The organism is Paenibacillus sp. FSL F4-0122 (assembly GCF_038002845.1).
In the GTDB taxonomy this organism is placed as follows: domain Bacteria; phylum Bacillota; class Bacilli; order Paenibacillales; family Paenibacillaceae; genus Paenibacillus_AQ; species Paenibacillus_AQ odorifer.
The window spans coordinates 1,893,096-1,918,473 of sequence record NZ_JBBODI010000001.1; the positions used below are offsets into that span (position 1 = coordinate 1,893,096).

The 25,378-nt window shown below is 49.7% G+C and carries 19 protein-coding genes; 2 read left to right on the top strand and 17 right to left on the bottom strand.

Annotation, left to right across the window (positions count from 1 at the left end; genetic code table 11):
- Nucleotides 1-16: 16 nt before the first annotated feature.
- On the top strand, nucleotides 17-1,303 hold the full coding sequence (gene odhB, locus MHH49_RS08030; protein ID WP_280753314.1) for a 2-oxoglutarate dehydrogenase complex dihydrolipoyllysine-residue succinyltransferase: 1,287 nt from the start codon (nucleotides 17-19) through the stop codon (nucleotides 1,301-1,303).
- 375 nt (nucleotides 1,304-1,678) lie between these two features.
- Here the strand turns inward: odhB and MHH49_RS08035 are convergent, their stop codons facing one another.
- The 17 genes from MHH49_RS08035 to MHH49_RS08115 form a co-directional block, all read right to left on the bottom strand.
- A complete protein-coding gene (locus tag MHH49_RS08035; RefSeq protein ID WP_341138077.1) occupies nucleotides 1,679-2,641 on the bottom strand; it encodes a hypothetical protein in 963 nt (320 codons plus the stop codon).
- A complete protein-coding gene (locus MHH49_RS08040; protein ID WP_076282348.1) occupies nucleotides 2,602-3,210 on the bottom strand; it encodes an RNA polymerase sigma factor in 609 nt (202 codons plus the stop codon). Before MHH49_RS08040 ends, MHH49_RS08035 begins: the two co-directional genes overlap by 40 nt.
- A 326-nt stretch (nucleotides 3,211-3,536) precedes the next feature.
- A complete protein-coding gene (locus MHH49_RS08045) occupies nucleotides 3,537-5,285 on the bottom strand; it encodes a hypothetical protein (RefSeq protein ID WP_076282349.1) in 1,749 nt (582 codons plus the stop codon).
- A 28-nt stretch (nucleotides 5,286-5,313) separates the two neighbouring features.
- Entirely contained in the window at nucleotides 5,314-6,000 is a 687-nt protein-coding gene (locus MHH49_RS08050) for a hypothetical protein (protein ID WP_341138078.1), read from the bottom strand.
- The gene (locus MHH49_RS08055; RefSeq protein WP_076107395.1) at nucleotides 6,000-6,950 is read right to left on the bottom strand and encodes a sugar phosphate isomerase/epimerase family protein; all 951 of its coding nucleotides are present in this window, start codon (nucleotides 6,948-6,950) and stop codon (nucleotides 6,000-6,002) included. The genes MHH49_RS08050 and MHH49_RS08055 overlap by 1 nt, the downstream gene beginning before the upstream one ends.
- 34 nt (nucleotides 6,951-6,984) lie before the next feature.
- Nucleotides 6,985-7,857: a carbohydrate ABC transporter permease gene (locus MHH49_RS08060; protein WP_341138079.1), complete on the bottom strand. Its 873-nt coding sequence runs from the start codon at nucleotides 7,855-7,857 to the stop codon at nucleotides 6,985-6,987.
- Between the two features lie 25 nt (nucleotides 7,858-7,882).
- On the bottom strand, nucleotides 7,883-8,785 hold the full coding sequence (locus tag MHH49_RS08065; RefSeq protein ID WP_038568353.1) for an ABC transporter permease: 903 nt from the start codon (nucleotides 8,783-8,785) through the stop codon (nucleotides 7,883-7,885).
- A 75-nt stretch (nucleotides 8,786-8,860) separates the two neighbouring features.
- Nucleotides 8,861-10,471: an extracellular solute-binding protein gene (locus MHH49_RS08070; RefSeq protein ID WP_038574040.1), complete on the bottom strand. Its 1,611-nt coding sequence runs from the start codon at nucleotides 10,469-10,471 to the stop codon at nucleotides 8,861-8,863.
- Nucleotides 10,472-10,850: 379 nt separating this feature from the next.
- Entirely contained in the window at nucleotides 10,851-13,100 is a 2,250-nt protein-coding gene (locus MHH49_RS08075) for a helix-turn-helix domain-containing protein (RefSeq protein WP_341138080.1), read from the bottom strand.
- Nucleotides 13,101-13,381: 281 nt separating this feature from the next.
- Nucleotides 13,382-14,278: a myo-inosose-2 dehydratase gene (gene iolE / locus MHH49_RS08080; protein ID WP_076275640.1), complete on the bottom strand. Its 897-nt coding sequence runs from the start codon at nucleotides 14,276-14,278 to the stop codon at nucleotides 13,382-13,384.
- A gap of 39 nt (nucleotides 14,279-14,317) precedes the next feature.
- Entirely contained in the window at nucleotides 14,318-16,291 is a 1,974-nt protein-coding gene (gene iolD / locus MHH49_RS08085) for a 3D-(3,5/4)-trihydroxycyclohexane-1,2-dione acylhydrolase (decyclizing) (RefSeq protein WP_341138081.1), read from the bottom strand.
- Nucleotides 16,292-16,317: 26 nt separating this feature from the next.
- Nucleotides 16,318-17,778, bottom strand: a complete 1,461-nt coding sequence (locus MHH49_RS08090) for a CoA-acylating methylmalonate-semialdehyde dehydrogenase (protein ID WP_339812470.1) — start codon at nucleotides 17,776-17,778, stop codon at nucleotides 16,318-16,320.
- Between the two features lie 109 nt (nucleotides 17,779-17,887).
- Entirely contained in the window at nucleotides 17,888-18,898 is a 1,011-nt protein-coding gene (gene iolC / locus MHH49_RS08095) for a 5-dehydro-2-deoxygluconokinase (RefSeq protein WP_341138082.1), read from the bottom strand.
- Between the two features lie 262 nt (nucleotides 18,899-19,160).
- Complete coding sequence (locus MHH49_RS08100; RefSeq protein WP_076101202.1) at nucleotides 19,161-20,171, bottom strand: LacI family DNA-binding transcriptional regulator; 1,011 nt, start codon at nucleotides 20,169-20,171, stop codon at nucleotides 19,161-19,163.
- Nucleotides 20,172-20,356: 185 nt separating this feature from the next.
- Nucleotides 20,357-21,187 carry a 5-deoxy-glucuronate isomerase gene (iolB, locus tag MHH49_RS08105; RefSeq protein ID WP_076101200.1) on the bottom strand — a complete coding sequence of 277 codons (831 nt, stop codon included), beginning with the start codon at nucleotides 21,185-21,187 and terminating at the stop codon, nucleotides 20,357-20,359.
- Nucleotides 21,188-21,225: 38 nt separating this feature from the next.
- Nucleotides 21,226-22,272, bottom strand: coding sequence for an inositol 2-dehydrogenase (gene iolG, locus MHH49_RS08110; protein WP_340950214.1), 1,047 nt, complete (start codon nucleotides 22,270-22,272; stop codon nucleotides 21,226-21,228).
- Between the two features lie 127 nt (nucleotides 22,273-22,399).
- A complete protein-coding gene (locus MHH49_RS08115; protein WP_076101196.1) occupies nucleotides 22,400-23,515 on the bottom strand; it encodes a glycoside hydrolase family 88/105 protein in 1,116 nt (371 codons plus the stop codon).
- A gap of 190 nt (nucleotides 23,516-23,705) precedes the next feature.
- Here MHH49_RS08115 and MHH49_RS08120 point away from each other — a divergent pair, with 190 nt between their 5' ends.
- Complete coding sequence (locus MHH49_RS08120; protein WP_038568333.1) at nucleotides 23,706-24,617, top strand: helix-turn-helix transcriptional regulator; 912 nt, start codon at nucleotides 23,706-23,708, stop codon at nucleotides 24,615-24,617.
- The last annotated feature ends 761 nt before the right edge of the window (nucleotides 24,618-25,378 follow it).

Genomic DNA, 25,378 nt, shown 5'->3' on the forward strand with positions numbered 1-25,378 from the left:
GGGGAGGAAACGGCCTGTGTCAGAAATCTTAGTACCCGATCTGGGAGAATCCATATCCGAAGGAACCATCTACAAATGGCTGGTTAAAGAAGGCGACACGGTAGGTCAAGGCGATGTGCTTGCTGAGCTGGAAACGGATAAAGTCAATCTGGAAATTAGTGCAGAGGTGGAGGGTGTCATCTCCACCATCCTGCGTCAAGCGGGCGAGAACGTAGCCGTTGGCGAAGCCATCGGCATCATTGGAGCCGCAAGCGGCAGTACGCCGCAGGCCGCTGCAAGCGAAGCCGAAGCGCCTAAAGCGGCTCCGGCAGGCGGCAACGCAGTAGCAGCCGCCGCGCCTGTAGCTGCGCCCGAAGTGCCTGCAGCAGGTGGCGACAGCCACGCTGCCTTGGCATCGCCGGGCGCACGCAAGCTGGCACGGGAGCGCGGCATCGACCTCGGCGAGGTTAGCGCCCGTGATCCTATCGGCCGGATTGGTCAGGCCGATGTGTCCGGTCATGGTGCAGCAGCACCGCAGGCCGCTGCACCGGTAGCTCCGGCGCCGCAAGGCAAGCCGGAGCCAGCGAAGCCGGCAGCGGGCAAAGCCACGCCGGACGAGGGCAAAAACGTGGAGCGCAAGCGCATGTCGCGCAGACGGCTCACGATTGCCAGCCGCTTGGTCGAAGCGCAGCAGACCGCGGCCATGCTTACCACCTTCAACGAGGTGGACATGACAGCGATCCTCGACATCCGCAAGCGTCGCAAGGATGCATTTAAAGAGAAACATGAAGTTGGACTAGGCTTCATGTCCTTCTTCACCAAAGCCGTGATCGGTGCGCTTAAAACCTATCCACTGCTAAACGCCGAAATCGACGGTGAAGATCTGGTCGTTAAGAAATTCTACGACATCGGTATTGCTGTTGCAGCGAAAGAAGGACTTGTAGTTCCCGTAGTCCGTGATGCGGATCGGCTCAGCTTCCCGGAAATCGAGCGCCAGATTGGCGAGCTCGCTTCCAAAGCACGTGCCAATACGCTCAGCCTCTCCGAGCTGCAAGGCGGAACATTCACCATCACCAACGGTGGCGTATTCGGCTCCTTATTATCCACACCGATTCTGAATACACCACAGGTGGGTATTCTAGGGATGCATAAGATCCAACTGCGTCCGATCGCGCTGGACGAAGAAAGAACCGTAAACCGTCCAATGATGTACATCGCCCTTTCCTATGATCACCGGATCGTTGACGGCTCTGAAGCGGTAAGCTTCCTGGTCAAAGTGAAGGAATTGCTGGAAGATCCGGAAGCACTACTGCTAGAAGGCTAACGCTCTTCGAATTTTCGAAGACATAAGAATATAAAGAAGGTATCCCTACAGCTCTCGCTTTGGGGATACCTTTTTTTATATCTGGATCCAATTGCTGCCTTCCTTGCATACGATTTAACTGTATTTTATACACTTATTTATTTCTGATCCGCTCATAGCCTCTTCTCTAATTGCATTCTCTACAACTAAAATCCGTAAAAACTTCTATTTCCACTAATCTAACCAGTAATAGCTGCATCAAATACAACTAAAGGGCCTATATACAGCTATTGGTGAACTTTAATTGCACATAATACAACTAACTTAGCGCATGCACCTTCAAACTACACACTACGCACTACTAACTACTAACTTCAAACTTCAAACTTCAAAACTCTACTTCAATAGCTCCTCAGCCAGCTGTAAAAATTGCTCCTGGGTCAAAATCGTATCTCCATAGCTGGTGAGTGTATAATACGCATCCTGCTTCTCGTTATACCAATTCAGATAATCATAGCTGACTTCTTCCCTTACTACCTTGTTATAGATAACTTCTGTCCCTGCAACTGTGAGCTTATTAACTTGATTCTCAGGCGTTTGTTCCACGAAAACCTTGCCGCCATGCATGAGCGTTGCTGAGATCCCTATAAAAGCATTGTTCTTCGAATAAGTTACACTTAGCGCCCCTGGCTCGGACCACGGTATAGCCTTCATAAACAAATTGCGGGTCCCCTTGTCCTTATTTGCCTGAGCGGTAAGATCATTTAATGTTTCCTTATACAGAGAACCTGGCTTAGCTGTATCCGTAGTCGGAGAATTAGGATGGATTACACCATATTTAAAAGCGTACCCCGCTGCCGTTTTGGGAAGCATTGGCGCCCCTGTTCTTTTGATTTCTTTTAAAAAATCAGAATACGCATCTATCCGCTGCTCTTTATACTTAAACTGCAATTCTGTCGCCAAGCCTGCTGCACCTGCTTTATTTTTCACAAGATAAGCGATCAATTCACCCGGTTTAGCGAACTCTTCTGCTTGCTGCGCATATTTATCATAAGAAGCCCTTTCTGCAGATTCAGTCGGCGCAACATGTTGGACCTTCACTACTCCTTCACTATTGCGGATTTGGATATATTCAGACGCAGCATACGCAGTCACAGAAATCAGCAGAAACAGCGTTAACATACTGGCCACTGCCGTTGTTTTATTCATCACCCTCAGCGAGAACGATCGCTTTCGACCTGTTATGCCAGTAATACGCCCCATGACCTTATCTTCTACATCTACCTCATCCAAAAGTTCATTGCCCGCCGAGGCATAAATTATATCTTGGTATTCATTGCTGATTTTGTTTCTTTCCATATGATCTCCTCCTCTGACTTCATAGCTTCCTGAACCTTTAGCTTGATCCGATTCATTCTTTTAGTTAGCGCATTGGGACTGACCCCTAGAATCTCACTTATCTCAGCATAAGTTTGTTCCTCAAACACCCGCAGAATAAGTATGTTTCTCTCCTCAAGCGACAATCGCGCTAAAGCTGCAGACAATGAAGGACTGTACAACCGAGCATCCAGCTCCTGTTCAGGACTTGCAGACAGTACTTCCGGACGAAAAATACGCATGACTTGCTTATGCAGACGACGCCTGCGCAGCAGATTTAAGCAATGATGATATGCGATACGATAGAGCCATGCCGAGAAATGCATTTGCGATTTGTATTGCCGGATAGATTGATAACCCTTTACCAAAATATCCTGAACCGCGTCCTCCGCATCCTGCTTGTTTTCTAACAAACGATAGCAATATCGATAGATCGGCTTTTGGAATGACCTGACAATTAAAGCATACTGCTCGGAATCTCCCTTTTGAATCCTAACGATTAGCTCTTCCAACTCTGTCGAGTCTAGCGAATCCTGTGGCGATGTAAGCACCTCCTTAACCTTTATATCTCTATAACACTTGACCACCGAAAAAAGTGCCTATGTAAACCAAACTAAAGGAAATTTTATAAAAGCTGACAGTCACGGCTTCGGAGAATGTTTGAATTTCTGACGGCTGGTGCCCCCGGATTTCTTACTTATACCATTATGCACGGTTAAAATCTGGTGAGTCTATGCTTAGCAGATGCATAACAAAACCTCCCATTAGACCTGATAACTCCAGGTTTGCTTCTAATGGAAGGTTTTTTAATAAGGCTTATTATTCTAAGACTGAGGTGTAACGTCAACGTCTGCTAAATTGTAAATTGTTGCAAAGGTTACTCTCTTATCATGGAAGGAGATAGAGTGATCGTAATCGTCTTATCGAACGGGGTCATAAAATTGACCAACACCGCCTTGCAGTTATCCTGTAGCTTCGCCTCACGCACCGTAGCCGCCAGATGGCCAAGCTCGCCCCCTGTCAGTTCAATCCAGTCCTCTTCACAACTATAGCGGAGGTTACCGCCGTTCCAGAGATAATGGTCCTCTCCGACAGCCTGCAATTCACCCGATGTGAAACATCCTTCACGTCCAAAAATAAAAGACAGCTGTGTCATAACCTCTGTAGGTTCCTCAGCATGCAACCGGAGGGTCCACCCTCTGTCCGTGCGTTGAACCTCCGTCTCCACGCCGAATGTCTGTTCATGCGTAAGTGCGCGGCTCTGATGCGGTAGCAGATACCAAGGGCTTACTGGCTCCCCAGATGTTTGCGGAAGCAGTTCACCTTCTACAGGACCGTAATAACCCTTCTTTTGTTCTCCTGACAGGTGGTATCCGTCAGGTAGTTTGATCATTTTCTGCATCGGGACATATCCCGGATTAAAGTAAGAAGCCAGTTGCACTGCAAGCAGCCTGACGGCACCGTGACGGAGTGCAAAAAAAGACGGCGTCTCCGTGATTAAGGTCACGCTAGTGTTCCCGTCCCTGTAGCGCGCAACCGGTGCTCCGAAATCAGTATGCAGCCGGCTGTGGTAAATTCGCCCTTGATGGCCGGACTTCTCCATATCCTGCAGATAGCCGTGTCGCGGAAAATCGCCGTTCAGTATTTTCTCATATTTTACAGGCAGAGCTGCCGAATCTTCAAAAGGTTGCTGAAGCTCCGGCTCCAGCAGCATACGTACAAGTACGTTGACAGAGCAGACCCCCGGATTTTCCAGTGCTCTGCCTGCCCATTCGGCCATCCCCGCAAACAATGGCTCCTTATCGGAACGGGCCAGAATAGCGAACGGTAAATAATATGGAGACAGGTCGTGAAAGCTCCCCAGATCCTGGCGTCCAGAATAATCGGTCACAACTTCGCCCTTAGGATGCACCAAATAGACCATCATGTGTAAATTCAGACGAACTGGCTCCAGCAACTGCGGCCGATCCAGCAGACGAGCGGCATGAATCAGCATGATGTCGCTGACCGCACTATAAATACCGTTGCTGCGCTCCGTCCATTCTCCATCAGGTGTAATATCCATCCCTTCCGCCAACCACTGTTCCGCCCGTTGGACAGCCTCCTCCAGTCCGAACAGTTCATGCAGAAATCCCAGTGCTGCACACAATACCCAACGATGATTCGGCGTGTGACAGCCCCCTGTAAGCATGACGGGAATAGTTCGCTTAAGAAACAAGAGCATATTATCAAGCACCTGTTGCAGTGGCGCCCAATCCTGCGACGCCAACAGTTGGTATAGCTGAGCATAGCCGACGATGACAAAGGCTGTATCCGGGGGAGAATGATAGTTCGTCCAGCCCGGAGAGATCGAGCCATCCTCATGTTGTGCACGCAGCACGAACTCCGTCGCCAGCAGCAGGCGGGCCAGCAGCAGCTCATCACGGTAGAATGCGGAATCCGGGTTAACCAGAGCCGCTCCCCAATAACACATATCGGTTGGTGTGCCGGTCGTATGATTAACCCAGGCAACGCCAGTACCCGGATCTATTGTCCCTCCATAATAGCGGCTCGTCGGATCAAGCACCTGCCGGGATAATCCCTCCACTGCCGCTCTATCATTACTGGCTACCAGTTGCTTGTACATTATACTTCCCTCCATGTTAACAATCTGCTCAATGTCTGGGTGGTAACAGGAGCTGAAGCCGCGCCAGCTCTTGTCGGATACGTTCAGGAATTTCCGTGAACAGTTGAATCCAAGAAACGAACAATTCCTCCCGGTCCGCATATTCCCAGATCGAATAGGACAGGGAAGGCGTGAACCGGCAGGTTTGCAGATAACGGTGGACAAGACGGTCAGTTTCTTCATCCGATGCCAGTATATCGCGGAAAAAGTCACCATAAATCAGACCCTCCGCACCTGCCCCATCCTGTGTACTGGATGCGAATCCTGGTAACAGCTCAAAGACTTCAGGGAACGGGGCGAGGGCATGCTTGCCGGGTTGGACATAGAGGTCCACCCGTGTTCCGCTTAGATTGCTGCCCCCGCGCAGCAGCGCTTTAAGAAATTTCCCGTGAAAGCTCGCTTCGGCATCCACCACTTCCCCGTTTCTACCGATGTAAACCCACACATGCTCCAGATCATATAAATGCTGAATATCATAATCGTAATAAATCGCGTATTCCACAACGAACTGCACATCCGGATGCTTCACAGCTAGACGGCGCCGGAAGGAAGGAGACTCCTCCTCCTGCCGCATCACCGTTATACCGAGACGTACCGGAAAAAACGGCTCGTTCTGATCGAAAAATAAGCGCGGAGCATACTTCATAGCTAACCTACGGTCTTCATCGTTCAACATCAGACCTGCCCTCTACGCGCCAATTTGGCCATAAGCAGCCGATGACTTTCATCAATTTCTTCCGGCTGGCAAGCTGCCTTCAGCTCATACACTTTGACCTGCGCCCGTTCAATCATCGGCAGATACGCATCATAGAATTCCATATTCCCGCTGTTTACATAAGGGCACCAGTGGTCAGACAGACCGATGGTCTCATGAATGTGAACACCTACAATATCATCCATCAGACCTTCCATTTCCCCCACACTGTCGTACAAACCCAAACGGTCCATCATAATGGCATGCCCGGTGTCATACCATATGCCCACAGGCGCTCCCTTTAGCGCCTTAATAATCGTTTTGGCTTCCGCAAGCGTCGGAATCTGCTGCGGTTTGGAACGTGTTTCGATACCAAAGCGGACGTTTAGCCCCTCAGAAACTGCCCGGTTACATACTTCATCTAGGCTTTCAATAATTTTCTGCACATAGCCGGCGCTGTAAGCTTCCCGCCGCTCCATCAGTTCCGCCCATTTGCTGCGATAAGCGTTAGAATCTCTACCCTCTCCGTTATAAATTTGCTCCAGCTCTTTGCTGATATCATTTGGAAAGGGTACCTCACCGGGATGCACAACAACGGCTTCTCCTCCGTAACGCTGAGCGTACTTAGCCGAGCCAATCAGCAGCTCAATCGCCCGCTGCCGCTTCTCCTTATCCTCAAAACCTAGCAGCACGGAATCTGTGCCATAATCGGAGTCCTGCACATGCGGGAAGGTGTTGTGGACACTGGAGACCCCCATCTCCCCCCGCTCAAGCATCGGCTCGATCGTTTCCAGCATTTCCTTAGTCACATTATAGTTCAGCTCCACCCGCTGAAAGCCGAGATCGCGGATTTCCCGCAGCATGGCGTCACCGGCAGTGTGGCGTTTAATGTTCCAGCAAGTTGAGAACGAAAATATGCCTTTGTCCTCCATAATTATGTTTTCCTCCCTTGTTACAGCTTACGGTTCAACCTTTTACGGCACCAAGCATTACCCCGCTGACAAAATATTTCTGCAGCCACGGATATACGGCAAGGATCGGTACTGTTGCAAAGATAACGGTGGCCGCTTTTAGGCTCTCTGGTGTCAGCGGGGTCCGGTTGGCACCTTCCATTTGTGTCAGTTCGGATACCATGTTGTTCTGCACCATCTGGAACAGCTTAAGCTGGAGCGGATACAAATCCGGATTATTGATATACATCAAAGAATCCTGAAAGCCGTTCCACCTTCCCACTGCGTAGAAAAGAGCCAACGTGGCCATAACCGGCATGGATAGCGGCAATATAATACTCATCAGTGTACGAAGATGGGAACTGCCATCGATCTCGGCGGATTCCTCCAGGCTGGCAGGAATGTTATTGAAAAAGGAGATCAGGATAATCAGGTTAAAGGGGCTGACCAGACCTGGCAGAATAAGCGACCAGACCGAATTAATCAAATGTAAATCACGGATCAACAAATATTCAGGAATAATACCACCGCTGAAAAACATGGTGATAACGATCAGATACATAAAAAATTTGCGGCCCTTCAATTTTCTTTTGGTCAGCGGATAAGCTGCTGCGACAGTGAAAAGCATACACAGCACCGTTGTGGCAAACGTCAGAATAACCGTAAAGACAAGAGAGCGGATCATCGCATTATTGGAAAAAACATTAATGTATGCATTCCAGTTCAATTCAATGGGGAAAATCGTTACTTCTCCAGAAGTAATTGCCCGGTTGGAACTAAGCGACACGGCAATCACATGCAAAAATGGAGCCAAGCAGAACAACACGAACAAGGCAACAAACGTTATATTGACGATATCGAATATCCGGTTTGAGATACGTTCACTCATAGCACTCCGCCTCCTTCTTTCTTTATCATAAAATACCGTCTCCGGTCACTTTTTTCGAAATATAGTTGGAGCCAAAAATAAACACCAGTCCCACCACGGCCTGGAACAATCCGACTACGGTAGCCAACGTATATTGTCCGGATTCTAGACCCACCCGGTACACAAAGGTACTAAGCACATCAGAATACTCACGCACAGCAGTGTTACCGATAATGTAAGGACGGTCAAAGCCGATGCTGACCATCTTTCCCAGATTGAGGATAAGCAGCGTCACGATGGTTGGTTTTATGCTGGGAAGCGTAATGTAGCGGATTTTCTTCAGCCTTGTCGCTCCATCCACTTCAGCAGCTTCAAACAGCTCTCGGTTGACACCGGTTAACGCCGCCAGATAAAGGATAGTCCCCCAACCGGCACTTTGCCAGACGCCTGTGAATAAGTAAGTGATCAGCCACGGATTTTTTTCAGTCAGAAACGGAATGGGAGTAAGGCCTAAGCTCTCCAGCACACCGTTCACCATACCGGACTGGTTGCCGAATAATTGATACACAATCCCCCCGATGATCACCCAGGAAATAAAGTGGGGGATATACAAAATCGTCTGCGATATTTTCTTGAACCACACCGAACGAATTTCGAACAGCATAATCGCCAGGATAATCGGAGCCGGAAAAGAGACCAGCAAATCCAGAAAATTCAGCATAAAGGTATTGCGCAAGGTGGTATAGAACTCTCTCATTCCAAAAACCTCGCGGAACGCATCAAAGCCGATCCACTCGCTGCCTCCAATCCCTTGAAACAAATTGAAATCCTTAAAAGCAATCTGCACACCATACATCGGACCATAGCGGAAGATCAGAAAATAAATAATAGGCAGCGAAAGCAGCGCGTACAATTGCCAATACCGTCTAAAGTATGTCGCTTTGCTCAAGTCGTTTTCCTCCTAAGGAGAAAAACCGGGTGGAGCGCAGCACCATCTCCCCCCCGGTTTTCACTATATATTTGTTTATTGAGCCGAAAGTTCCTTAAACGACTTCTCCAGTTCCTCTTTCAGTTTGGTTCCGCCCAAAGTCATGTAATCTTTCATTTCCTGCTCGTAAACTGCTTCAAACTGCTCTGGTTTGGCCATTGCCGTCTTTACAATAATTACGTTGAGCTTATCTTTAAGCGTTGTGCCATATTGGGATTCCGCTTCTATCGGCTTGCCGAAGACGAGCGGACCCACCGTGTCAGCGTTGGCGATTGCGATAGATTGAGTCAGCATCTCCCGGTTACGTTCCGGGAAGCCCAGCGCCCATGCTTTTTCATTAGTGGCCTGATCACCGATGTTTTTGCCGTTGGAGATAATGGCCATGTCCCCAGCATTAAACAGACGATCGGCGAACTCCTGGGAAACATCTGTTTTAGCCACTGGAATACCGTCTACCAGGTCGTAGTTTTCACCTTCAACGCCATTTTGGATATCAATCAGATTATTATCCGAAGCCATCCAATCGAGATACTTAACGGCTTCCACGGCGCGTTTACTACTCTTCGGAATCATGATGTACATGCCGTTGGAGGCATACCGGGATTTAATGTGCTTGTTATCAACGTTGGCGTTGGTTAAGACGTCTACCGGCAGCACCTTGCTTCCCTCTACATTTTTGTAGAGATTATCCAGGGTACCATCGGCATAGAACAAGACATCCACATCCTCCGACCAGTAGCCTACATTGCCGTTCTGGATATCCTTGGCCAACTGTGTTTTATCCTCGTCCAGACTGAAGTCCTTACTGATCATCCCTTCATTATAGAGCTTATTAAGAAATTGCAGGGCATCCTTAAAGCCCTCATGCAGCGGCAGCTCATAACGTTGGCTGTAGGTCAGATCGCCGCTGATCGGCTTCATGAAAGAGAAAATCAACGTCTCGAATTGGGCTGGTGCCAGTGCCATGCCCATCGGGATGTTTTTGCTGCCGAGATTGCCCGGATCCTTTTCTTTAAACGCTTTCAAAGTGGTGTACAGCTCATCGGTCGTCGTTGGCACAGGCAATCCTAATTTATCTAACCAATCCTGACGGATGTAGGAGCTATAACGGCCTGTGATCGCCCGTTTACCAGGGATCGCATACTGCTGACCTTCAAGCTGGCCGAACGCCAGCGTATCCTCGCCAATAAACTTTTTCAGATTCGGGCCATATTCATCGAGAATTTCTCCGACATCAGTCAAGCCACCTTGCTGGGCATACCGATAAAACACACTGGAATCATACGTAAATACGATATCGGGCACATCCGTATTGCTCGCCATCAAAACATTCAGCTTGGTAACTTCCTCAGAACGTTGGATAGGTACAAATTCCACATCAATGTTATTCGGATCTCCGAACTTTTCCTGCACTAGTTTAGTTAAGTAGTTATTGGTAATGGTATGAGGGGCTGGGCTGTTGCCGCGATCAAACACTTCCACCTTTAATGTAACGCGCTTGGCACTTTCGCCGGCTGCGGCACCCTCGGATGCTGTGTTGTTTTTAGAATCATTGGAACAGCCTGCTAGCAGAGAAACGCCCATTATTGCGGTTAATCCGATCCCGATTGCTTTCTTCAGAACTCCTTGATGTACGTTCACTGTCATTTTTCCATCCCCTTCGCCCTTGCAGGCTTTAATGGTGTATTTATGATCCCCTAGCCTTAACTCTATCCATCCCCAGCGGAATCCATAGCTCGTGATGCTTTTTACTGCCGTGCTACTGGGTCGCTTGTTGTTCTGGATGCCCACAGTATTTCACGAATTTCGGCAGTCTGACAATAAACCTCTTTCGGATGCTCATATCCCAGCAAAATCGGACTTCCGGTTTATCCATACAAACCATTTTCGTAGAATAAACCGCTTTCAAAAGTGTGAAAATAAAGACCGCATCGGTGTTCGCGCCCCCATCATAGAGGTTGGCGTGCACAGATGCGGTTATAAAAAACTATTGTTCACTTGCTATTGGATTAATAAAGTCGGCAGCCTATAGTCTGGAGGTCCCGCGCCCGCGCTTTAAAGAACGGTAGTCACCCGGCGTGATTCCTAATACTCGTTTGAATACCCTGCCGAATGTAATTGCATTCGCATACCCCACCTGGAGTGCAATATCCTGCAGCGAACATTCCGTTTCCACTAAAAGCTTTTCGGCTTCCTTCATGCGTAGCTCTGTTAGAAAATCAACAAATTTCATTTTAAATTCTGTTTTAAATAGATAGCTGGCATATTTGCCGGATACCTGAAACCGGTCGCTCAAATGCTTTAAGGAGAGATCGGGATTTGTAAAATTCTCTTCTATATAGTTCTTCATCTCGGTTACCATCGCCCGGTAGCTTTTAGTCTCACTGACAGAAACATAAGTGCGGAATAAATCAGTCAAATACTCAAACAAAATCCCCTTCATTTCATCTATGGATTCTGCCTCTTCCAGCCGCTTCAGCTGCTTCTCCGCATTTTCCGCTGACAGCTCATCCTGCAGCTGCTCAGACATGACAGCCACTTCCCGGCTCAGCATCTGTAGCATGGCCTGAATTAGAGAGCGAATATCATCATCTTGTAAATAATCCTGTTTAAAACCATCAAAAACACCTTCCAGCAGTTCCCGCCATTGGCCGCTCGACATCCGGAACTGCTTAACAAACTCAGCAATCATTTGTAGATACTTGAATGTCTCAAGAAGCGGCTGGCGCGTTTCTCCAAATTCCGTTAAAACGATGTCTTCGTACATTAAAAGCTTGTGCTGCATCACATTCTCCGCTGCCGCATAGGAATCGCGAATCTCCCCTGGCCCAGCCGCCACTGGCCCGATAGCGAAGCTTAGGGAGAGGCGCAAATTCTGCTCCACCCAGGTGCGGCAGTCCTCAGCGAATACACGGATTTTCTCTGCCATCTCTTCATCACTTCCTGTGGTCAGGAAGAGAATTGCCGCCCGGTCAGTCCCAATCCACTCCGCCCAAGCCTGCAATTCCGCACTCCGCGCCAATTCTTGAAAGACATTCATCAGGGCAAATTTAAGCGTGTTCTGATCGCCCCTTGTATACCGATCTTGAAAAACCTTGTCGTAGCGGTTGATTTCGCTTAGCACAACCATAAAGCGGGATGTGGAATGAGCTCCGGAGAGCGGCGACAGCTCTTCCATCCGCTGGACGACATTGTCCAACCGTTCGCTTTGCAAGAGATCGTTGAAAAGCTTGCTGCGCTGTAACAGCAGATTCTCTCTGCTTTTCTTATCATAATCCGTCATATGGTTGATTAGATCTTCCAGCACCCCGTCAATGAGCATCATTTCGTCCGGTCTGTCGTTGGATTGGTCCAGCTTGCGAATTTGATGGCCTTCAATCCGGTTCATAATCACCTGAATTGGTTTATAGTTCCGCCGCGTAACATAGATCAGGTAAAAAATCGCGCACACAACCGTACCTAAGGCAATAGCTACCCAAAGGTAAGAAATCACCGACACCCAGCTGAATAGACTGCCCGTTTTGATCCCGCTGGAAAACGTCCAGCCAAGCCTTTCCATATATAAAGTGTTCAACTGCTTCCCATTCTTGGCACCTTCACTGTCCGAATGGGCCTGATAGACCACCTGTCCATCTGCGCCAAAGATGGTCAGAAAGGACAACTGTTCGTTGACCATACCGTCGACGATCTGTTCCATTCCGCTCATCTTGAGATTGATTACGAGCACTCCCTCCGAGCCGAAGGGCAGCGGCATACCTTTATTTATGGTAAGCACACGTATAGACGTACGCTGAAATTCATCTTTGTATTCCCTAACAGGCTGCCAGCCTTCCGATAAAGAGCCGGAGGTGATGCGGCCAATCCAATCCTCGTCTACAAATCCTGAAAGGTCCTTTAATCCAGTTTCTGTTAAAACGCTTTCATTTCTCTTGTCATAAAGATAGATGGACTGAATATAGGGCGATTCACGCGTCAAGTTGCGTAGATTCTGGGCAACAGCGTAGACGGTCGCCATATCAATCTGGCCTTGATTGTTAAAATAACGTTTATAAGCATCGCTGCGTTCAGCAGCCTCCAGCACTGACAATTCAGCTTCCTTGATCGTTCGGTCCACATTATCCATAAGATAGCTGGCGGTGATACGGTCCGCTTTTTTGGTTTCCATTCGTGAAATATCATTAATAAATACAAAAGAGGAAAAAATCAGTATCGTCACAGTAAGCAAAAAAATAGGAAAGTAGGACAGCAGTAATCGGCGATACCAGGAACGGAACAATAGATAACCCCCTCTGTATAACCGTTAGGATACCCGGCCACGGTTTAGCCGTTAATGCACGAGTAGTTCATAGATATATGGCTGCACCATCATGGAAATGGAAACTCTTCCGCCTAATTTGCTGCCATTATAACACATACAACATGAACCCGACCAACGAAGCCATTCGTATTTTACACCTGCTCATTAAAAAGGCGAGGTGCGCACAGCCATAGCCGTGAACCCCCGCATATAAATCTGTCCGAGCAGCCGCCAAGCACCAAGTGGTAGCCCTCCTCGGCCTATAAACCACTCAGATCTCTGATATAACGGCGCGCCTTGATCGCATATTCCAGCGGATCGGCAAGTGCCGGATCCTGCTCCGCTTCCACTACAAACCATCCCGTATAAGAGTAACTTGCCAATTCGGTGAAAATCTCCGCAAAGGATATACATCCATCGCCAGGTACGGTGAATGCGCCCGCTTTTACAGCCTGGAGAAAACTGAGCTGATCCCGCAGCACACGCTGAACAACCTCCGGACGTATATCCTTCAAATGGACATGTTTAATCCGAGGTAAATGGATGTGCAGCACTTCTAAGGGATTCTCACCGGCAAAAGCTAGATGACCGGTATCGAACAGCAGGGACACCTCTTCCGGTTCCGTGAGCTCCATTAGCCTAGCAATTTCGCCCCCAGTCTGCACCCCTGTCCCCATATGATGATGGTATACAAGCGCCATACCTTTTTCAGCAGCCAGCCGGCCAAGCCCACCCAGTCCATCGGCAAGTGCGGCCCACTCCGCTTCTGTGAATACAGGTTTATTAGCAAATAGCGGCGTATCCATTTGTCCCTGAATACTCCGCCCTTGCTCTGAGACGACAATCACCTTCGCACCCATCTCATATAAAAAATCACGATGCGCGCAAAAAGCCTCCGCTGTCTCCTCATATGGCCGCACAGTCAGATACGCGCTGAACCAAGCGCTGGCAATCTCAAGTCCACGAAGCTCCAGTGCCCGGCGCAGCCGTTCCGGAGAGCGTGGATACTTGTTGCCCACCTCGCTTCCCTGAAACCCGGCAAGCGCCATTTCGCTAATGCACTGTTCAAAGGTATTGTCTTTTCCCAGTTCAGGCATATCATCATTAGTCCAAGCGATAGGAGCAATCGCCAGCTTGACCGCATGTTCTTTGAACATCATCGATTCTACCCCTTCCGTTTCACAGTATTACTAATACTAATAACTGCGGGCCTTTCCAAGCTGTTCAAGCTTCTGCTCGTGGGCAGCCCGAACGGCCTCACTGCCGGACACTTCTGGAACACCAACATTCCACCAGGCTCCGTAACCATGTGTCATTGTCTTGGGCAGCACCTTAATGTCGATTAGGGTGGAACGATCCTGCAGCTGAGCCTCCCTCAAAGCGTCACGCAGCTGCTCAGCCGTTGACGCACGGAAGGTCTTCACTCCATATCCCGCGGCACTTGCTGCATAATCTATGCCTATCAGTTCGCCGCTCAGCTGACCTTCCGGGCCCCGGTAGCGGAATTCAGTCGCCATGCTATCCAGTCCTTGCTCCATCTGCAGGTTGTTGATGCAGCCAAACCCCATGTTATCTAGCAGAATGACGTTGATCTTCTTGTTCTCCTGAAGACTCGTCACTAGTTCTGAATGCAGCATTTGATAGCTGCCATCGCCCACCAATGCATATACCTCCCGGTCCGGCTCCGCCAATTTCACACCGAGTGCACCGGAGATTTCATACCCCATACACGAAAAGCCATATTCCATATGGTAAGTATCCGGCACAGTGGAATTCCACATCCGCTGCATGTCGCCCGGTAAGCTGCCTGCGGCTCCTATCACAATGGCGTCTTTCGGAAGATATTCATTGAGAATCCCGAGTACCTGTGTTTGCGCCAGCGAAGTGTTCAACTTCGCCGCATATTCAGATAGCTTCTCGTCAAGATGTCCGGCAACTTCCGGCACGAAGGAAACTGAAGAACGATCTGGACGATCTGGACGATCTGCCTTCTGATTCACCGTATACTCCACGTCAGATAGACGCTTTCTTTCCACTTCCCATGCCCTTTTTGCCACTACAATTTCATCTGTATAAGCGGTGCGGTAACCGCGCTCCTCCAACGTGGCAGACAGCGCTCTAAGACCTTCGGCAGCATCGCAGACCACAGCCAGCGCATCCAGCTTGGAGGCATGGTAGAGGGAAGCGTTAATTGTCAGGAACTCCACCTCGGGATGGGCGAACAAACTCTTCGAACCTGTCGTGAAGTCCGTAAACCGGGTACCCACACCGATCACCAGATCCGCTTCTGCGGCCAACGTATTAGCACAGCCATTCCCGGTAACTCCTATGCCACCGAGATTGTAGGCACAGTCGCTTGCCACGGCACTTTTTCCGGCTTGCGTCTCACCGAATGGGATGGCGAATTTCTCTGCAAATGCACGTAATTCCATCCCTGCATCTGCATACCGGACTCCACCCCCACAGACCAGCAGAGGTCGCTGTTTGCTGGCAATAAGATCAGCTGCCGCAGCAAGCTCATCCGGATGCGGAGTACGGGAAACGATCCGATGGATGCGCTTGCGGAAGAACTCAAGTGGATAGTCCCAGGCCTCCCCTTGCACATCCTGCGGCAGCGCAATCGTGACTGCCCCGGTGTCTGCCTGATCAGTCAGCACACGCATCGCGTTCAGCAATGCTGTCATCAGCTGCTCTGGCCGATAAATCCGGTCCCAGTATTTGCTCACCGCTTTGAAGGCATCGTTGACCGTTATCGACAGATTGTAGGTGTGCTCCATTTGCTGAAGTACCGGGTCCGGTTGACGGGTGGCAAAGGTATCGCCGGGGAGCAGCAGCACGGGAATCTGATTCGCCGTCGCAGTGGCAGCGGCTGTCAGCATATTGGCTGAACCCGGCCCTACCGAAGCGGTGCAGGCCATGATTCGCCGTCTGCGGCTCTGCTTGGCAAAGGCAGTCGCCGCATGCACCATTCCTTGCTCATTCCTCCCCTGATAGACCGTCATCTCACCCGGCGCTTCCTGAAGTGCCTGCCCCAGTCCAAGTACATTGCCATGGCCGAAAACGGTGAATATACCGTGTACAAAACGCTCCGGTCCATTGCCAAATTCCACATATTGCTGGTTCAGAAATTTCACCAGCGCCTGCGCCGTCGTTAATCTAATCGTATCCACGTGAAGCCTCCCTTTCGCCGTTTTTGTTACTGCCAGCGGGCAGTGACGACTTTTTTGCGTGTATAAAATTCAACCCCGTCGCTTCCATTCGCATGCAGATCGCCATAGAAGGAATCCTTCCAGCCGGAGAAAGGGAAAAAGGCCATCGGTGCTGGCACTCCGACATTGACACCCAACATGCCTGACTCGATATTTTCCCGGAAATAACGCACTTTCCCGCCGTCATTCGTAAAAATACAAGCCCCGTTGGCAAAACGAGAGGCATTGGCAATTTCAATCGCCTCTTCTACATCCTTGACGCGGATCACTGCAAGGACAGGCGCGAAAATTTCCTCCTGCCAGATTTTCATTTCCCGGGTCACTCCATCAAACAACGTTGGGCCGATAAAATAACCCTGTCCCTGCACCGCAGCATCCGCCCGGCCGTCTCTTAGCAGCTTAGCACCCTCAGCCACGCCTTGTTCAATATAAGCGACCGTTTTGTCTTTATGACTTTGGCGGATAACTGGCCCAAGAAACGTGTCGTCGTCCAAGCCATCGCCGATGTTCATCTGCTCACATTCACGCAGGAGGATGGAGATCAGCTCATCAGCAACCTCTTCCTGCACCGTTACCACGGAGCAAGCCATACAGCGCTCTCCCGCCGAGCCGAAGGCTGCGTTGACAATCTGTGTTGCTGAAGCCTCAAGATTCGCGTCGGCCAACACAATAGAGTGATTTTTCGCCCCTGCCAACGCCTGAACCCGCTTCAAACACGCCGTACCCTTCTTGTAGACATATTCGGCCACTGGCTGTGAGCCAACGAAGGAAATCGCCTTCACATCAGGATGCTCCAGCAGGCCGTTTACCACCTCATGCGCACCGTTAACCAGATTGAGCACACCTTTCGGAAGCCCGGCTTCCTCTAGCAATTCAACCAAACGCGCTGCCAGCAGCGGTGTGCGTTCGGAGGGCTTCAGCACAAAGGTATTCCCACAGGCGATAGCCAACGGGAACATCCAGCAAGGCACCATCATCGGAAAATTAAACGGTGTGATCCCGGCGACTACACCGATGGGATAGCGATACATCCCAGACTCGATGCCTGTCGCGATGTCGGGCAGCTGCCGGCCCATCATCAGCGTCGGCGCACCTGCCGCAAATTCCACACACTCAATGCCGCGCTGCACCTCTCCGTAGGCCTCTTTGAAGCTTTTTCCATTCTCCAGCGTGATCGTCTTCGCCAGTTCATCCCAATGCTCCACCAGCAGCTGCTGATATTTGAACAAGATCCGTGCTCTGCGCGGCACCGGTGTCTTGGACCAGCCTGCAAAAGCCGCCTTTGCCGCCGCCACTGCCCGATCAACATCGACTCTGCTGGACAGCGGAACCCTTGCCATCTCCTCACCAGACGCTGGATTGTATACCGTTTCTAAGTGCTCCGTAGCCGCCTCTACCCACTGCCCGTCAATATAGTTGTTCAGCACTTGCACGGTTTGCTGTGCCATTCTACTCACTCCTTCATCTCATTAATGCGATCCTGCGAATGTAATCTAATCTTGCATAACTATTCGATCTGGGGTTGTTTGAGTTGTGTCCTCTCCAACCTCCGGCTACTTACTCTGCACCTGAAATGATTTCCTCGTTAGACAATAAAAACGCTTCCAATTCATCCAAGGTTGGCATGGCATCCGAACAGCTGTGGCGGGAGATGACAATGGATGCCGACGCGCTGCCGCGGCGCATGGCCTCACCGACGCTTTCACCCCGCATTAGACTGTGAATAAAGGCTGAGGCGTAGGAATCCCCGGCTCCAAATGTCTTCAATACTTTAGCGGGAAAAATACCACTCCGATGCTTCTGCCCATCCGCCGTGTAGGAGATTGAACCACTCCCGCCATGCTTGATAACGACCAGCTTTACTTGGTGCGAGAACCAGCGGTTAACTGTTGCTTCGTCATCTGCATCTGTTACATTGTACAGGCTCTCCATCATATTAAATTCCTCACGGGTACCGATGATACAATCGCATTTCTCAGCTGCCAGATTATAATAAACCGCTGTTTCTGCGGCTGACTTCCACGTATAGGGGCGGTAATCGAGATCAAAAAATACAGTGACATTGTGCTTGCGGGCGAACTCCAAAGCGACAAACACAGCCTCACGGGACGGACTTTGTGCCAGTGCAGTACCTGAGATCAGCAGTGCCTTGGACTTCCGAATATACTCTTCCGAGATCTCCTCCGTACTCAGCAGCAAATCAGCCACATGATCCCGGTACATCAGAATGCTGCACTCCTGAGGGCTCTTTATTTCAGTAAAAGCAAGCCCAGTCACTGCACCAGTCTGGTCAACACTCACCTGGCTATCGTCAATGCCATTCCTTTGCAGATAAGTTCGGATAAAACGGCCCATCTGATCATCGGATATCTTACCGATAAAGCCAGTGCGCATCCCTAGCCGTGCTGCTCCAATTATGATATTGGCAGGAGAGCCGCCAACATATTTGGTAAAGGTCAGTGTCTCTTCCATGGGTCTTCCGGTTTCATTAGCGTTCAAGTCAATACAGAGCCGACCGACAGCGATTAAATCCAGCGGTCGTGCAGGATCGAACTGTAAACCGTTCATTATGACGCCTCCTTGAGAAAACTTCAGTGAAATGGATTAATGAGATACAACAATCATCGGGGGTGGGTTAAGCGCTTAACCTAATTTCCATTAGTATAGTTTAGAAATTGGAGTTTGGCAATCCTGAACTTAAACGAAGTTGGGATCTGAACTCATGTACCAGAAAAAAACAAAGAAAAGACCTGTTCCTCGCCGCTAAGCGAAGTACAGGTCTTCAGATAGGAGTCGGCGTTCTTACTCCGTTTGTAGAGTTTGTGTCTTCCTAATGCGGTGCCGGTCCAGTGGAATGGCGGACTATCAGTTCCGGCATCAGCATGATCTTGCGCTTAGGACTATCGGGATTGTCGATAGATTCGTTCAGCAGAATCATCGCCTGTTCCGTCATCTCACGCAGAGGCTGAGCAATGCTGGTCAAGGTAGGATGGCAAATTTCAGCCAGCATTGTATTGTCAAAACCCACTACGGACAGATCACGGGGAATTGACAAGCCTGCGCTGCGCGCCTCCTTCAATATCCCAATCGCGAGCAGATCGTTGCAAGCGAATATTGCGGTCGGCCGGTCTTCCTGCGCCTGAGCCAGCATCGCGGCAGCCGCTTTGCGGCCGTTCTCCAGCGTGGCTGAGGTATGCGTGAGATTAGCCGGATTGTCAAAGCCAACACCTGCTGCCTTGAGCGCATCCATAAAGCCTTCCACGCGCAGCTTACTCCCCGGTAAATTGTCAGAGATAACGCCGAGCCTGCGATGGCCCAAGGACAACAGATATTCTGTCGCCTGATAGCCTCCCTTATAGTCATCCACCGTGACGCTGTTGCTCTCCATCATCCGGATATCAGCCGAAAATAACACAAGCGGCACGTGATCAGCCAGCAGGCGGCGGACCATATCCGGATTCCCTGTATGAGAAGCAATGATTATACCGTCCACCCGTTTGCGCAGGAGCAGTGAGATATACCGGGCCGCCTTCTCATCATCCCGGTCTGTACTGCATACAATTAAGTCGCTTCCCTGCTCCTGAGCATAATCCTCAATACCTCGGGCCGCCTCAGCAAAAAAGGGGTTGGAAATATCGGGAATCATCAACCCGATTGTTCCCGTTCGGCGACTCGTCAGCGCAGAGGCCACCAGACTCGGCTGGTAATTCAGCTCCTCCATGATCCGATGAACCTTCTCCCGTGTCTTATCGCTAATTCTCCCGTTCTTGTTCAACACCTTGGACACCGTAGCGATGGAGACTCCCGCTTCCCGTGCCACATCATATATCGTAGGTTTCATCGTTAGTGAGCCCGCCTTTACGTTCGTACAATCAATCCTATACCTAGATTATAAGGAACTCTTCTGACAGTGTCTATTAAGCGGTGCAAGGGACTCTGTTACTGTGGCGAACATTTGGTCAATACATCGACACAAAGAAGGAGCCTCCGCCTTGCGGAAGCCCCCTTTTCGTGCGTGCTGCTACACTATTCCTTCTTATCCTTCTGGTGTTGCTGCATCTCGAACAGCCATTCATGTTCCGGATCATTATGAAAAACCCATGTGCGGACCGGACCTGCCATCACATTGAGATAATAAGAATCATAACCCGGCGGTGCCGATACAGGATGATAGCCCTCCGGAACCAATACAATACTGCGGTCAGACACCGCCATCGTCTCATCGAGGCTGCGGTCATCATTATACACCCGCTGCACTACAAAACCATGAGCCGGGTTAACCCGGTGGTAGTATGTCTCTTCCAGATAAGACTCAGCAGGTAGATTGTCACAGTCATGCTTGTGCGGAGGATAGCTGGACCAATTGCCGCCACCCGTACGCACTTCCACAACCAGCAGGCTCTCTGCTTCACTCTGCTCAGGCAAAATGTTGACCACTCGCCGTGACATGCTGCCAGAACCGCGGGCTTCCGCCACAGTATCGCACGGAGCGATCAAACGTGGCGCATATTTGCCCGTTCCTGGTGCAAAGCAAACCGCAAGTTCCAGCTCCGTCAAGGCCGTAACTTCATAATGCCCTCCCGCCGGAATATACACCGCATACGGCGGCAAATCCTCAAATACAGACATACGTTCACCGATCCCGGTGAACAACTGGGCGCCTGCTCTCACATCCGCCTTGCCCGCCAGCAGCACCAGACAGATTTCATTCCCTTCCGCGCTGCGGCTCAGCGTATCCCCAACCTGCAGCTGGTACACTTCAAAACCTACATACTCCCATCCAGCGCTCTCCTTGCTAACTGCCGCTACAAGTCCATCTTTGCCGGGTGCTCCGGCTTTTATGATTAGATTGGACATCTTCACAGACCTCCCCCATCTTCAGCATCTGCATCCGCTTACAAAGCATGTGTCGCCGATATTCCCTCTCCGGCACAAGAAGACAACTTGACCGGAAGCCCGGTAAGATAGGATTCCTTAGCGGCTTCGGCAATCCGTTCCGCCTGTTGCCCATCAAGCCCGCTGCAAATGATAGGCTCCTGCAAGCGGATTGCCCGGGCAAATGCGGTAACCTCTTCCACGAAAGCCTGGTTATACCGCTCGAGAAAGAAATGAAGCGGCTGATCGCGTGTGACCGAAGCAGCGGTTGAAACCTCTACAGTTGTTGGACGGCAGTTGTCGGCGGTGGCTGAGCCGCAGGAACCGAACACCTCTACACGTTGATCATAACCATATACAGCCTTACGGCTGTTATCTATGACGCAGATTGCGCCACTGGCAAAGGTCAGCGTGATGACAGCTGTATCCACATCATCGCAGCGCCCAAACATCGGATCAACGAGATTGGCACCTCGGGTATAAACTTCTGTTACTTCCTCACCCATCAGATAACGGGCCATATCAAAATCGTGAATCGTCATATCCATAAACATCCCGCCGGAAGACCGCACATAAGCCTCACCCGGAGGCTGCGGATCACGTGATGTGATCTTCACAACATGTGGACTGCCTAGCTCTCCTGACTGAACCAGTTGCTTAAGTTTGCGGAAGCTAGGGTCCATTCGCCGGTTGAAGCCGACCTGTAGCAATACACCCTCATCCTCCACTATCTTCAGTGCCTGGTGGGTAAACTCTGACGACAGGCTGATCGGCTTTTCACAGAAAATATGTTTCCCAGCCCGGGCTGCTAGCTCAATCCATGAGGCGTGGGTATCCGTAGGTGTGCAGATAAACACAGCCTCGATCTCAGGGTCATTCAGAAGGTCTTGCCCATTCACAAATGCAGAGCCAAGATTCCGGCTCTCTGCCCAGACCAGCAATTCCTCACTTACCACAGCCTCCGCAATGGATTTCAACTTAAACGACGGCATCACACGCAGATTATCTGCATGAAGCCGGCCAATTCTGCCTGCCCCAATAATGCCAACTACGATCGGATTTACCATGTTTGCTTATCCTCCTTCAAGGTAAGCGCTTAACCATCCCGAAAATAGTATACTCCAAGCACCAGCGAAGTTACAAGCAAATATTTCTCCAGCTTTTTTGACTCTCGCCTTAGCTATTTACTCAACCTCAACAGTAATGTAACGCTTCACCTAGTGCGACTAAAACCATGGCCTGCCCGTAGGCCATAGGGGCAATAATGATTTGCTTATAATCTTCTTTTGCAGCACCAATCGGAGTACCGCCGGATACACCAAGCACCGTGCCTTCATCGTCAATTCTGTCCAGCACCGCCCGGATCGCTTTCAGGGCATGACCTGCATACGATTCCGGCAACAACCCCCTGCGTACGCTATGCAAAATACCCGCTGCGATAGCTGCTGAGCCTGACGTTTCAGCATAACTGCTAGAGTCGTCCAGCAGCGTATGCCACAATCCATCTCCGCTCTGGCAGGCTAATAAAGCTGTTGCCTGTGCGTTCAGGATCTGTTGAAGATATTCAAACACTCCACTGTCCAGATACGGCCCCATCAAATCCAGGTATTCAGGCAGGCCGAGTGTAAACCAGCTATTACCCCGGCACCAGAAGGCTTCGCTGAAATTATGCCGGCCGCCAAAATGCCAGCCATGAAAAAACAGCCCTGTCTTTTTATCAAACAGGTATTTGATATGCAGCAGCAGTTGGTAAAGCGACGCTTGCCGCCATGCGGAATTATCGTATTTCACACCCATTTTTGCCGTGAACAAAATAGCCATAAATAACGTATCAATCCAGATTTCATTATCGTTGAGCGTAACTTCATCCTTGCTCGCTCCTGTTGTGACATGCTGATAACCAGACTCCTTCGTCCGCGGCAGGCCATGCATCAACCACTGTACCCATTCCAGGCTTAATTCCTCCGCTTCCTTCAGTTCCATCAATGACAGCAACGGCGCTGTTGTATTGATATTCCGGCTCGGCAGCCCCTTGCCCAGCTGCTTGCTCATCCAAAGCTTGGCATATTCTTGATAACGCTCATCCTTGAAATGCTGCTCAAGCTTTTGAAGTCCGTAAAGCCCCACTCCCTGCGGCCAATCCCATTCCTCCATGCCAAAATCACGAGCAAAATACCCCCGTCGTCCCGCATCCTCCCCTAAATTTTGCAGTTCGGCTTCGTTTTCCGGCCGCTCCAGCTTCAGCAGCTTATCCGTCACGCGGTTCAGCTTTTCAATGATCTCAACTTTACTAATCCGGCTGTTGTTCATCTGTTTTCCGCCCCTTCGCCTGCCATTTTGGGTCTTCCCTCATGTTGGCTAGTTCCATTCACCCGTAATATATCAAACCATTCCATACAAAAACTACTTTATATTTGCTGTAATAACCCTCATATATTGCAAATCTTGCTTTTCTGAACATATAATAAGTGCATATTACAGAATAAGGCGGTGAGAGCATTTGCTTGAAAGCGACTTACTGTACGAACAAGGATATAGCGTACGTATCAACACGCCCGTTGATCCCCTTTTTTACTATTTTGATTATGACCAGCGTTCTCACGATATCAATATGGAGTTTCAGCATTTTCATGATTTTTACGAGATTCATATCTTAATGGATTCCCGAGCCACTCATATTATCGATGGGAATGTCTGCGCCCTCCAGCAGTATGACATCGTGCTCCTGCGTCCTTATCGGATGCATAAGACACAATATCCGGAAGGGCCGCCATTTAAGCGGCTGATCATAAACTTCGCCATGCCCAAGGATATACCCGGTTTAGAGAACGCTTACAAAAGTATGTTTCTCTCATTTTGGGAAGAAATACCGATCTACCGTTTGCCAAAAGAGTTGCGCAAAGCCGTGTTTGATCCTCTTAACGCTATCTTCACCTTATCACACAGCACTTCACCATTAAATCCAGTACTCATTCACAGCCTTTTCCAACAGTTTCTATGTGCTTTATACCAGCGCAGGGATCAGAACAGCTATGTCCCAGAGGAGATCGGAAATGCCATTATGCAAAAAATCTACTCGATCACCGCATACATCCATAGCCATTACAACAGCGAGTTATCCCTTGATTTCCTCGCTAAAGAGTTCTTTATCAGCTCCTATTATTTATCACACCAATTTAAGTTAATTACCGGCTCCACGCTGACAGAATATATTCAGATGACCCGGGTCCGTAATGCCCAGCAATTGCTGATTTACACCCGCCTGAAGATTTCCGAGATCGCCGGGCAATGCGGATTCAACAGTTTCTCCCAGTTCAACCGCATATTCAATAAACTTAGCGGGGTCTCCCCATCCGAGTTCCGCAAGAATCAGATCACATCCAACACTGCTTCGACCACACTGTCCTATTGATGTACTTGCTTACCTAGTTACAAAAAATCCGCTGTGCGTCCGACAAATCTATCCACCCTCTAAATAAACATATTGAGCAGTAACGGAGGCAATGTTTAGACGCAAAAGAGAGACGAAGGGAAAGGAATGGCAAAAGTGATGGTGCAGGCCCACAGACGTTGGTACAGATGCTGGTACTGATGTAGGTGCTGGTGTAGGTGCCTGTAGTGATATAGGTGCTAGGTGCTCCTAGTGATGTAGGTGCTAAGTGCTCCTAGTGATGTAGGTGCTAAGTGCTCCTAGTGATGTAGGTGCTAGGCGCTCGTAGTGATATAGGTGCTGGTGCTGGTGCTGGTGCTGGTGCTGGTGCTGGTGCTGGTGCTGGTGCTGGTGCTGGTGCTGGTGCTGGTGCTGGTGCTGGTGCTGGTGCTGGTGCAAGGGTAGTCACGTTTAACTGTATTTCATACAACTATTTTTTCACGCATCACGCCACCATTAGATATAGCTGTATTTGGTGCAACTATTTCCTTGGTTTTTTCGCCTCTAAGCAAAATTTCGAGTTTTTAGTTGTACAGAATACAGCTAAAATCCGAAGATTCACTATTTCATACGGAATAGTTGTACAGAATGCAGTTACTTCTCAGATCCCAGCAAAACTCCTTCTCCCAATTGAAGATAATCCGCCCAAACAAGTCTCAGCTCAGCAAGCCACCGCAAATCAAAAAAACAGGCAGCGATTCTCCACTAACCGGAGAATCGCTGCCTGGCTCTAACTTCAATTA

Bases quoted from the DNA above. Each gene is read 5' to 3' on its own strand.
- MHH49_RS08035 (WP_341138077.1), bottom strand. From the start codon at position 2,641: ATGGAAAGAAACAAAATCAGCAATGAATACCAAGATATAATTTATGCC.
- MHH49_RS08045 (WP_076282349.1), bottom strand. From the start codon at position 5,285: ATGTACAAGCAACTGGTAGCCAGTAATGATAGAGCGGCAGTGGAGGGA.
- MHH49_RS08050 (WP_341138078.1), bottom strand. From the start codon at position 6,000: ATGTTGAACGATGAAGACCGTAGGTTAGCTATGAAGTATGCTCCGCGC.
- MHH49_RS08055 (WP_076107395.1), bottom strand. From the start codon at position 6,950: ATGGAGGACAAAGGCATATTTTCGTTCTCAACTTGCTGGAACATTAAA.
- MHH49_RS08060 (WP_341138079.1), bottom strand. From the start codon at position 7,857: ATGAGTGAACGTATCTCAAACCGGATATTCGATATCGTCAATATAACG.
- MHH49_RS08070 (WP_038574040.1), bottom strand. From the start codon at position 10,471: ATGACAGTGAACGTACATCAAGGAGTTCTGAAGAAAGCAATCGGGATC.
- iolE (WP_076275640.1), bottom strand. From the start codon at position 14,278: ATGTTCAAAGAACATGCGGTCAAGCTGGCGATTGCTCCTATCGCTTGG.
- MHH49_RS08090 (WP_339812470.1), bottom strand. From the start codon at position 17,778: ATGGCACAGCAAACCGTGCAAGTGCTGAACAACTATATTGACGGGCAG.
- iolC (WP_341138082.1), bottom strand. From the start codon at position 18,898: ATGAACGGTTTACAGTTCGATCCTGCACGACCGCTGGATTTAATCGCT.
- MHH49_RS08100 (WP_076101202.1), bottom strand. From the start codon at position 20,171: ATGAAACCTACGATATATGATGTGGCACGGGAAGCGGGAGTCTCCATC.
- iolB (WP_076101200.1), bottom strand. From the start codon at position 21,187: ATGTCCAATCTAATCATAAAAGCCGGAGCACCCGGCAAAGATGGACTT.
- iolG (WP_340950214.1), bottom strand. From the start codon at position 22,272: ATGGTAAATCCGATCGTAGTTGGCATTATTGGGGCAGGCAGAATTGGC.
- MHH49_RS08115 (WP_076101196.1), bottom strand. From the start codon at position 23,515: ATGAACAACAGCCGGATTAGTAAAGTTGAGATCATTGAAAAGCTGAAC.